Source organism: Hydrogenophaga sp. (assembly GCF_030656115.1).
Taxonomy (GTDB): Bacteria; Pseudomonadota; Gammaproteobacteria; order Burkholderiales; family Burkholderiaceae_C; genus Hydrogenophaga.
Map to the genome: position 1 here is coordinate 38,162 of NZ_JAUSOO010000062.1, position 8,989 is coordinate 47,150.

At 63.4% G+C, this 8,989-nt stretch carries 10 protein-coding genes; 4 read left to right on the plus strand and 6 right to left on the minus strand.

The window, feature by feature from the left end; genetic code table 11:
* The first annotated feature begins 48 nt into the window (after window positions 1–48).
* Entirely contained in the window at window positions 49–1,059 is a 1,011-nt protein-coding gene (locus Q7J58_RS09345; protein ID WP_304826636.1) for a calcium/sodium antiporter, read from the plus strand.
* A gap of 13 nt (window positions 1,060–1,072) precedes the next feature.
* Here the strand turns inward: Q7J58_RS09345 and Q7J58_RS09350 are convergent, their stop codons facing one another.
* Window positions 1,073–1,999: an SDR family oxidoreductase gene (locus tag Q7J58_RS09350; RefSeq protein WP_304826638.1), complete on the minus strand. Its 927-nt coding sequence runs from the start codon at window positions 1,997–1,999 to the stop codon at window positions 1,073–1,075.
* Window positions 2,000–2,077: 78 nt separating this feature from the next.
* Here Q7J58_RS09350 and Q7J58_RS09355 point away from each other — a divergent pair, with 78 nt between their 5' ends.
* Entirely contained in the window at window positions 2,078–3,109 is a 1,032-nt protein-coding gene (locus Q7J58_RS09355; RefSeq protein ID WP_304826640.1) for a CDP-6-deoxy-delta-3,4-glucoseen reductase, read from the plus strand.
* Between the two features lie 96 nt (window positions 3,110–3,205).
* Window positions 3,206–4,186 carry a tripartite tricarboxylate transporter substrate binding protein gene (locus Q7J58_RS09360; protein ID WP_304826643.1) on the plus strand — a complete coding sequence of 327 codons (981 nt, stop codon included), beginning with the start codon at window positions 3,206–3,208 and terminating at the stop codon, window positions 4,184–4,186.
* A gap of 84 nt (window positions 4,187–4,270) precedes the next feature.
* Here the strand turns inward: Q7J58_RS09360 and Q7J58_RS09365 are convergent, their stop codons facing one another.
* The 5 genes from Q7J58_RS09365 to Q7J58_RS09385 all read right to left on the minus strand — a co-directional run bounded on the left by Q7J58_RS09365 (window position 4,271) and on the right by Q7J58_RS09385 (window position 8,544).
* Window positions 4,271–4,870 carry an SCO family protein gene (locus Q7J58_RS09365; protein WP_304826646.1) on the minus strand — a complete coding sequence of 200 codons (600 nt, stop codon included), beginning with the start codon at window positions 4,868–4,870 and terminating at the stop codon, window positions 4,271–4,273.
* 95 nt (window positions 4,871–4,965) lie between these two features.
* Window positions 4,966–5,871: a heme o synthase gene (cyoE, locus tag Q7J58_RS09370; protein ID WP_304826649.1), complete on the minus strand. Its 906-nt coding sequence runs from the start codon at window positions 5,869–5,871 to the stop codon at window positions 4,966–4,968.
* The gene (locus tag Q7J58_RS09375) at window positions 5,871–7,022 is read right to left on the minus strand and encodes a COX15/CtaA family protein (RefSeq protein WP_304826652.1); all 1,152 of its coding nucleotides are present in this window, start codon (window positions 7,020–7,022) and stop codon (window positions 5,871–5,873) included. The genes cyoE and Q7J58_RS09375 overlap by 1 nt, the downstream gene beginning before the upstream one ends.
* A gap of 129 nt (window positions 7,023–7,151) precedes the next feature.
* Window positions 7,152–7,823 (minus strand): hypothetical protein, encoded by a 672-nt coding sequence (locus tag Q7J58_RS09380; protein ID WP_304826655.1) that lies wholly within the window; start codon window positions 7,821–7,823, stop codon window positions 7,152–7,154.
* Window positions 7,804–8,544: an SURF1 family protein gene (locus tag Q7J58_RS09385; RefSeq protein ID WP_304826658.1), complete on the minus strand. Its 741-nt coding sequence runs from the start codon at window positions 8,542–8,544 to the stop codon at window positions 7,804–7,806. Before Q7J58_RS09385 ends, Q7J58_RS09380 begins: the two co-directional genes overlap by 20 nt.
* Before the next feature lie 45 nt (window positions 8,545–8,589).
* On the opposite strand from Q7J58_RS09385, the gene Q7J58_RS09390 reads away from it, so the two are divergent.
* Window positions 8,590–8,829 (plus strand): twin transmembrane helix small protein, encoded by a 240-nt coding sequence (locus Q7J58_RS09390; protein WP_304826661.1) that lies wholly within the window; start codon window positions 8,590–8,592, stop codon window positions 8,827–8,829.
* Window positions 8,830–8,989 lie beyond the last annotated feature (160 nt).

The following is an 8,989-nucleotide window of genomic DNA, read 5'->3' on the forward strand; positions in this document are numbered from 1 at the left end:
ATGTGGCCCTGCGGTGGAACAGGCCAAAAGAGCCTGAGAGAATACCCATTGTCCAACACCCTGCCGCTGCGCACCGTCACCATGCTGCTGCCCTCTCTTGCCATCCTCGTCGGCCTTGCCTTGCTGGTCTGGAGTGCCGACCGTTTTGTCGAAGGCGCTTCGTCCACCGCGAGCCACTATTCGGTGCCACCCTTGCTGGTGGGCATGCTGATTGTGGGTTTTGGCACCTCGGCGCCCGAGATGGTGGTGTCCACCCTGGCGGCCAGTCAAGGCAACCCGGGGCTGGCGCTGGGCAACGCCTGGGGCTCCAACATCGTCAACATCGCGCTGATTCTGGGGGTGACGGCCCTGATCTCGCCCATCATCGTGCACTCGATGATTTTGCGCAAAGAACTGCCCATCCTGGCTGCCGTCACGGCGTTGTCGGCCTACCTGGTGTGGGACGGCCAGATCACCCGGCTGGACGCCTGGGTGCTGCTGGCGGTGTTTGGCGTGCTGGTGACCTGGTCCATCGTGGAAGGTATGCGCGGCGGCGGCGATGCGCTGGCCGTTGAAACGGCTACCGAGCTGAAAGCGCATGCGATGCCGCTGAATCGTTCGCTGGTGTGGCTGGTGGTGGGCCTGCTGGTGTTGGTGGCCAGTTCGCGCCTGCTGGTTTGGGGCGCCGTGAGCATTGCGCAGTCGCTGGGTGTCAGCGACCTGATCATTGGCCTGACGGTGGTGGCCGTGGGCACCTCCCTGCCCGAACTGGCGTCGTGTGTGGCGGCTGCGCGCAAGGGCGAGCACGACATCGCGCTGGGCAACGTGTTGGGCTCAAATCTGTTCAACACGCTGGCGGTGGTGGGTATTGCGGGTGCGATTGCCCCCATCAACATAGAGGCCGCCTCAATCACCCGCGATCTGCCTGTGATGGCGGGTTTGACACTGGTGCTGTTCGTGATGGGCTGGGGCTTTCGCGGACGCCAGGGCCGCATCAACCGCTGGGAAGCCGGTGCGCTGCTGGCGGCCTACCTGGCCTACACCGGCTGGCTGCTGAGCACCATCGCGCCAGCCGCCTGACCCGGCGCACCGCTCAACCGGGCTGAGCCAACCCCTCGGCCACGGTGGGGTACTGCAGGCGAAGGCGCAATTCGGTTTTCATGCGCTCGTTGTGCAGGCGACGCGATTCGCTCATGAAGCTCAGCAGCATCAGCGGCAGCTGGTCGCCCGCCGCATCGCGCCCAATACGGGGCGGGCGAGGCAGGCCATAGAGATCGGCGGCCAGGTCGAAATAGTCGCCCATTTTCAGTTGGGTGTCGTCCACCACGTTCACATTGCGCTGCGGCCGCCCGCGCCACAGCGCCAGCACACAAGCGCGGGCCAGATCGTGTGCGTGAATGTGGTTGGTGTACACGTCATCACTTTCGCGCAGCACGGGCGTGCCTCGCAACAGGCGCTCGCGTGGGGTGCCGCCGGCCCGGTCGGGCGCGTAAATGCCCGGAATGCGCAGCACGCTGGTGCGCACACCGGTGGCGCTGCCCAGCCAGTGCACCGCGGTTTCGGCGTCAACCCGGCGCCAGGCGCGCGGCGTGCGCGGCTGGGCAGGCGTGGCTTCGCTGACCCAGCGGCCCTGCCAGTCGCCATAGACCCCGCTGGTAGACCCATACACCAACGCTGCGGGCACCGAGCGCTGCGCCAGCACACGCACCAGGGCGCGGGTGCGCGGGTCCAGCCGCCAGTCGGTCTGTTCGCCCGAGGGCGGCGGCGCCAGATGCAGCACCCGGGTGGCCAGGCCAGCCAGTCGCTGCAGACTGTGCGCGTCGTCCAGGTTGCCCAGCAGCGGTGTGATGCCCTGCGCGCGCAGGCTGGCACAACGTTCGGGCGACGAGGTCAGGGCCAGAATGCGGGCGCGCGCACCACCGCCGAGCACGCGGGCAGCGCGCTGGCCGACATCGCCACAGCCAATGATCAGGACCCGCTCACGCCGAAAGCGTGCGGGCAAAGCGCCAAGTAGGCTCATGCGAATTCCGAATTTGCGACAATGGAAAATTACCGGTGCGGCTGCGGCACACCGAAGGCACCTCAACACCCAGACTGTATGACATTCACCATCACCGTTCAGCCCAGCGGACGCACCTTTGAATCTCAACCCAACGAAGCCATTTTGGCCGCCGGCATTCGCCAGGGCATTGGCCTGCCTTACGGCTGCAAAGACGGCGCCTGCGGCTCGTGCAAATGCAAGCTGTTGTCGGGCAGCGTGAACCATGGCGCGCACCAGGCCAAAGCGCTCAGCGCCGACGAAGAGGCCGCTGGCTACGTGCTGACTTGCTGCGGTGTGGCGCAAAGCGATGTGGTGCTCGAATCGCGCCAAGTGACCGAAGCCGGTGCGTTTCCCATCAAAAAAATGCCGGTGCGCGTGAGCGCACTCGAACGCGCTTCGCACGACGTGATCGTGCTGCGCCTGCAGCTCCCGGCCAGCGACGCCTTTCAGTACCACGCAGGCCAGTACGTGGAATTTTTGCTGCGCGACGGCGACCGGCGCAGCTATTCCATGGCCAATGCCCCGCACACGCAGGCGGTCCAGCCGTCCGTGGAACTGCATTTGCGGCACATGCCCGGTGGCAAGTTCACCGACCACGTGTTTGGTGCCCTGAAGGAAAAGGACATCTTGCGCATTGAAGGGCCCTATGGCAGCTTCTACCTGCGCGAAGACAGCCCAAAGCCCTTGATTTTTCTGGCCTCGGGCACGGGCTTTGCACCCATCAAGGCGATCATCGAACACATGCAGTTCAAGGGCATTAACCGCCCCACCACGCTGTACTGGGGCGGCCGCCGCCCTGCCGATCTGTACCAGAGCGCCTGGATCGAAGCCCAGCTGGCCAGCATGCCCCACCTGCGTTATGTGCCGGTGGTGTCAGACGCACAGCCCGAAGACCAGTGGACCGGACGCACGGGCTTTGTGCACCGGGCCGTGCTGCAAGACTTCCCCAATCTCTCAGGCCATCAGGTGTATGCCTGCGGTGCACCCATCGTGGTGGAGTCGGCCCGTACCGACTTCAGCGCGCAAGCGGGCTTGCCACCCGAAGAATTTTTTGCCGACTCGTTCACCAGTGCGGCCGACAAAGTTTGACCCACTTGACCTCAGCGGACGGCATCGCTGTCGAAAACGGATCAGCAACCGCCCGCCGTGCTCTTTTTTGTTTCGTTACATACCGGAGACCTGAACATGCTGCACCGCCGCCACCTCATCACGTCCATCGCCTTGAGCGCGTCTGCGTTGGCACTGCCTGCGGTGAGTCTGGCGCAGCCCGCGGCCACCACACGTATCGTGGTGCCCTTCGCGGCGGGTGGCCCGATTGACGTGACGGCACGCATTCTGGCCGAAGCGGTCAAGGGAACGCTCGGCACCGTGATCATTGACAACCGCCCCGGTGCGGGCGGCAACATTGGCGTGAGCGCCGCAGCCAAGGCCGCGCCCGACGGCTTGACGCTGGGTATTGCCACCACCGCGTCGCACGGCATCAACCCGTGGCTGTTCAGCAAACTGCCCTACGACCCAGCCAAAGATTTCTCGGCGGTCACGCAAATGCTGCGGGTGCCCAACGTGCTGGTGATGAATGCCGATGCGGCACAACGGCTGAACATCAACAGCCTGACCGACCTGATTGCCTACGCCAAGGCCAACCCTGGAAAGCTCAACTACGGCTCGGGTGGCAATGGCAGCGCGGGCCACCTCGCGGGTGAAATGTTCAAGAACCAGGCGAGAATTTTTGCGCTGCACATTCCGTACAACGGCGGCAACCCAGCACAGCTGGGTCTGCTGTCGGGTCAGGTCGATTTCAACTTTGACAACCTGGCCACCGCTGCACCCAACATCCGATCGGGCAAGCTGAAGCCATTGGCGGTCACCACCGCGCAGCGCGTTGCGGCCATGCCCGAAGTGCCACCCGTTGCAGACACCCTGCCCGGTTTTGAAATTGACACCTGGTGGGGCCTGGTGGTACCAGCCGGCACGCCGGCCGACACCGTGCGCAAGCTCAATGCGGCTTTCACCGAGGCCTTGCGCTCGCCCGAGGTAAAGACCCGCTTCGCTGCCCTGATGGCCGAACCAGCTCCGAGCACACCGGAGCAGTTTGAAGCGTTCATGGCGCGTGAACGCAGCAAGTACGAACGGATGGTCAAAATCAGCGGCGCGAAGGTCGACTGACGCGCTGACCAAAAACCCCAAACAACAACAGCACCTCCAAGGTGCCGTTGTCGTTTAAAGCTGGGCTTTTGTTTCGGCCGGACGTTACTCGTTCAGCAGGCGCTTCACGTCATCGGCCAACGCCTGCGCACCGCTGCCGTAGCGGTGGTACAGGCGCACACGGCCTTTGGCATCGTACACGTAGCTGCCCGCCGAGTGGTCCATGGTGTAGCTCGTGGGGGTGCTGCCAGGCACTTTTTTGTAGTAGATGCGGTAGCTCTTGGCCAGCGCGGGCAAGGCATCGGGGGCCGCGTACAGGGCCAGAAAACTCGGGTCAAAGTTGGCCATGTACTCCTTCATGATCTCGGGCGTGTCGCGCTCGGGATCGATGCTGACGAACAGGCCCTGCAACCGCTCGCCGTCAGCACCCAGCAAACGCCGGGCCTCGGCCAGCTCGCCCAGCGACGTGGGGCACACGTCGGGGCACTGGGTGAAGCCAAAAAAAATCACCACCGCCTTGCCCTGAAAGTCGGCCAGCGTGCGTGGTTGCCCGTTGTGGTCGGTCAACGAGAACCCGGTGGCGTAGTCGGCACCGGTGATGTCGATGCCCGTGAACGCCGGTTTGTTTTCACCGCAGGCGGCCAGAGCCAAGGCCGAGGCACCCAAAACCAGGGCGTGGCGGCGATTCAGGTAAGTCGAGGGCATGTCGTGTATTACGGGCTGAGATGAAAAACCTCGCTGCGGGCCGCAAGTCTGGTCAGGGTTATTCCCTGTGGTGGCTCGCCCTGTCACCGGGGTGGTCATAGATAATGATCGACCAGCAGTGCCGCGAACAGCAGCGACAAATGGATCAGGGAGAAGCGGAAGGTTTTGCGCGCCAGCGCATCGGAGTAGTCGCGCCACAGCACGTAGGCGTAACCGGTGAAGCCTATGCTCAAGGCCACCGCTACGGCAAGGTAAAACCAGCCGCTCATGCGCATCACAAAGGGCATGAGGCAAGCTGCAAACAGCACCAAAGTGTAGAGAAAAATCTGCAAGCGGGTGAATTCAGAGCCGTGCGTGACCGGCAGCATGGGCAGGCCGGACTTGCGATAGTCTTCCACCCGGTACAGCGCCAGTGCCCAGAAGTGCGGCGGCGTCCAAAGAAAAATGATCAGGAAAAGAATCAGCGCTTCCGGCGACACGACACCGGTCATGGCCGCCCAGCCCAGCACAGGCGGCATGGCACCAGAGGCCCCGCCAATGACGATGTTTTGCGGTGTCAAGGGCTTCAGAATCACGGTGTAGATCACCGCGTAACCCACAAAGGTGGCAAAGGTCAGCCACATCGTGAGCGGGTTGACCCAGAAGTAAAGAATGCCCGACCCCAGCGCACACAGCCCGGCTGAAAACGTGAGCGTCTTGAGGTTGGACAGCTCGCCTTTGGCGGTGGGGCGCCAGGCGGTGCGCTTCATCTTGGCGTCAATTTGCTGTTCGACCACACAGTTGAAAGCAGCGGCCGCCCCCGCCACCAGCCAGATGCCCAGCGATGCGATGGCAGCCAGCCGCACCTGCGCCCAGGTGGGCAAGCCCGGAACGGCCAGCACCATACCGATCAGCGCACAAAACACGATGAGCTGGATCACGCGCGGCTTGGTGAGCGCATAGAACTGCCGCCAGGCAGATGGCAAGGCAACGGCAGTGGGGTTGGAAGACGCGGTGCTCATCAGATCGGTCGAGAGGTGGTGAATGCAGTGGCATCCACAGGTTCATGGGCGGTGCGGGTACTGAAAATGGCGCTGGTCATGACCACCACGAGCGCGGCCGCGCCTCCCGTGTGCCCTACGGCGGCCAGCAACGGCCAGTCGAGCACCACATTGGTCAAACCGCTGGCAAACTGCCACAGGGCCAAGCCGACCAGCCAGCGTGCGGTGGGCCGCAGGGCGACCACCGACCACAAGCGCCAGACCAGCCAGAACAAGGCGGTAAACACCACCCAAGCACTGAGCCGGTGCACATAATGGATGGCAGTCAGGGCCGGGAAGGCAATGGCTTCACCGGCCCGGTTTTGGCCCAGCTCGCGCCACAACGAGAACCCGTGCTGAAAGTCCATGTCCGGCCACCAACTGCCCTGGCACATAGGGAAGTCGCTGCAGGCGAGCACTGCATAGTTGGTGCTCACCCATCCACCGAGTGCAATCTGAATCCACAACAAACCGTACACCAGACCCAGAGCGAGCCGGGTGTTGGCGTGCAAGGGTATGGGTGGTGGACCACCTGGGGCGGCCAGTGCGTAGCCCGTGGCCTGCGCGCGCAGCAGCGCCAGCAGCGCCATGCCACCCAGCAAATGCAGGGTGACAATGGCGGGAAACAGTTTCATGGTCACCGTGAGTGCACCGAAAGCGCCTTGCAGGCACACCCAGATCAGCGTGACCAACGGCCAGACATACGACACCGAGAGTTTGCGGCGCTCGACCCAGCTGACGCTGGCCAACACCAGAATCAACACCCCCACCGCCGTGGCCAGGTAGCGGTGGATCATCTCGATCCAGGCCTTGGAAAACGTCACCGGTCCCGTGGGCATGGCTTCCTGTGCAGCAGCAATGGCGCTGCTGGCGCCAACCGGACTGGCACTGCCATAGCAGCCAGGCCAGTCAGGGCATCCCAAGCCGGAGTCGGTGAGCCGGGTGAAGGCTCCAAACAACACGAGGTCGAAAGTCAGAAACAACGTCACCAGGGTCAGCATGCGCAGGCGCTGAGCCGGCGGCGCGTGGCGGTTGCGCACCCACACCCAGGCCAGCGGGCCCAGGGCCATCACCACCCCCAGCAACATCAGCCGCGCGATGGGCGCGAAATCGTACAAGGCTTGTGTTTCCATGTCAGTGGCGCCCGGCCGCACGGGGGCACTGACGCACCTCCTTGGTGGGCAGCGAAAGAAGTGAGCGAGTGGCTTGTTTCATCCTAGGAACCTGCGCAGCGCTGTGCGCGTGGAGTGCTGGTGACCCCATCACCGGCCTGCCTTGTCCCAGAACGCCGAAGCACGCAACAACCGGTCGAGGTCGCGCTTGGCCTGTTTGGCATCCAGATTGGCCGGGAAGCGCATCATCCAGTTCCCAAGCGGGTCCACCACATAGAGGTGGTCCTCCAGCCGTTGCCCGGGTGCGGGCTCCAGCCAGGTGGCCAGCTGCGCGGCATCGACCTGCAGCACGACCGCAGGCGCGGTGGCCTGCTGCAGCGCTTCGGTCAACGGCGCCGCGCCTGTGCGCAACCACACCCAGTCAAGCCGGTCCTTTTCTTTGCCCAGAGTTTCTCGCAACTGCCGCTGCAAGTACAAGTGTTCCTGGCATGCAGCGTCGCATGCGCTGTCGGCCACGCTGATGAGCAACCACTGGTCTTTGAGCTGCGCAAGCGGCACGGATTGACCTTGTGTATCGATGCCCGTGAAAGCCGGCAACGGGCGCTGGGGATTGACCAATTCACCATAATTGCGCCGTCCCTCTGGGCGCACCACGTAATACATGAAGTAGGAAGCCACCACGGGGGCCGCACTGACCAGCAGCAAAGCGAGCATTTTCCAGCGCCCGGCGCGGGTGCTGGCTGCGGAACGCGCACTGCTCTGATCCAGCTGGGGCAGGCTGTGCACGGTCATCGTCAAGGGTTCATCGGGCGTCTGGGCCATGGAGGGTGCGCTTTCGGCGGGGAGAGATGAATTGGAACCAGACATACAAAATGCCTGCGAGGGCACACAAACCAAACCACTGAAACGCATAACCGTGGTGTTTGTGCACGCCTTCGGTGATGCGGGGCCAGTTGCGCTGCAGTCCATCGGTTGGATCGCCGGTTTGCAGAACGGAAAAATCCAGCAGGGCAAGCCCCGTTTCCTGCGACAACTCAGCGACGTCGATATTTTGCCGGATCGGCCCGGCACCTGCCGCGCCGAGTTCAAAAAGCTTGCCTGGCGCTGGGGCCAAGCGTCCTTCGACGTAAACCAAACCTTCAGGGGTTTCAACCGCCGGCACACGGCTGCGGTCGGTGAAGTCGCGTGGCACCCAGCCACGCTGGATCAAGATGACCCGATCACTCCCCGATAGCCGCAGCGGCGTGACCAAAAAGAAACCCACCCGACCGTCCATCTGGCGGTTATCCAAGAAGACGTTGGCCTCTGCAACCCATTGGCCTTGGAGCTGTACCGCGCGGTGCAGACCGGCTTTCGGGTCCCCCGCTTCCAGCAGGTCGCGCTCGGTCCAGGGAGGCAATTCACTGCGCTGATTCACCTGGCTCTGCAGCGCCTGCTTTTGCGATGCCCGCCCCAGCTGCCACACACCCAACGATGCGGTCATGGCCATGGTGAGTGCGGTGGCCAGGGTGACCACCCAGAAACGACCGGATCGGGAACTCATGCCCTTGCTCCCATGCCCGTCAGAAAGAACCCGATAATCTGACGCATGAAATACCTTGTCATTGCCGCGTTCATCGCCATTCTCGGCAGCCTTGGCGCTGCATTGCTTTTCATGATGCGTGGAGGCACAGCAAACCCGGCAGACAGCGAGGCATCGCCTCGCAAGAACCACATGGCGCGGGCACTGGCGTTTCGGGTTGGGTTTTCCATCCTGCTCTTTGTGGTGGTGTTGGTCAGTTATTGGATGGGCTGGATCCAACCCACGGGCGTGCCCATGCAGCCCTGACGTGGTATCCAGACTCTTTCAATCGGCATAGGGGGCAGCCATTATCGGCTGCACCCCTGCCACACCACCCGGCATGCGGGTCCGCACCGGGCGGTTCGAGAGCTTGAGGTCATGACAGCCTGGGCACGCCCAGCCGGTCAAAGTACGCAAGGGTCAACAC

What these genes read in the sequence shown, in the direction of transcription:
- Q7J58_RS09360 (WP_304826643.1), top strand. Translation starts at nt 3,206, where the DNA reads ATGCTGCACCGCCGCCACCTCATCACGTCCATCGCCTTGAGCGCGTCT.
- Q7J58_RS09390 (WP_304826661.1), top strand. Translation starts at nt 8,590, where the DNA reads ATGAAATACCTTGTCATTGCCGCGTTCATCGCCATTCTCGGCAGCCTT.
- Q7J58_RS09375 (WP_304826652.1), bottom strand. Translation starts at nt 7,022, where the DNA reads ATGGAAACACAAGCCTTGTACGATTTCGCGCCCATCGCGCGGCTGATG.
- Q7J58_RS09385 (WP_304826658.1), bottom strand. Translation starts at nt 8,544, where the DNA reads ATGAGTTCCCGATCCGGTCGTTTCTGGGTGGTCACCCTGGCCACCGCA.
- Q7J58_RS09380 (WP_304826655.1), bottom strand. Translation starts at nt 7,823, where the DNA reads ATGGCCCAGACGCCCGATGAACCCTTGACGATGACCGTGCACAGCCTG.
- Q7J58_RS09365 (WP_304826646.1), bottom strand. Translation starts at nt 4,870, where the DNA reads ATGCCCTCGACTTACCTGAATCGCCGCCACGCCCTGGTTTTGGGTGCC.
- Q7J58_RS09355 (WP_304826640.1), top strand. Translation starts at nt 2,078, where the DNA reads ATGACATTCACCATCACCGTTCAGCCCAGCGGACGCACCTTTGAATCT.
- cyoE (WP_304826649.1), bottom strand. Translation starts at nt 5,871, where the DNA reads ATGAGCACCGCGTCTTCCAACCCCACTGCCGTTGCCTTGCCATCTGCC.
- Q7J58_RS09350 (WP_304826638.1), bottom strand. Translation starts at nt 1,999, where the DNA reads ATGAGCCTACTTGGCGCTTTGCCCGCACGCTTTCGGCGTGAGCGGGTC.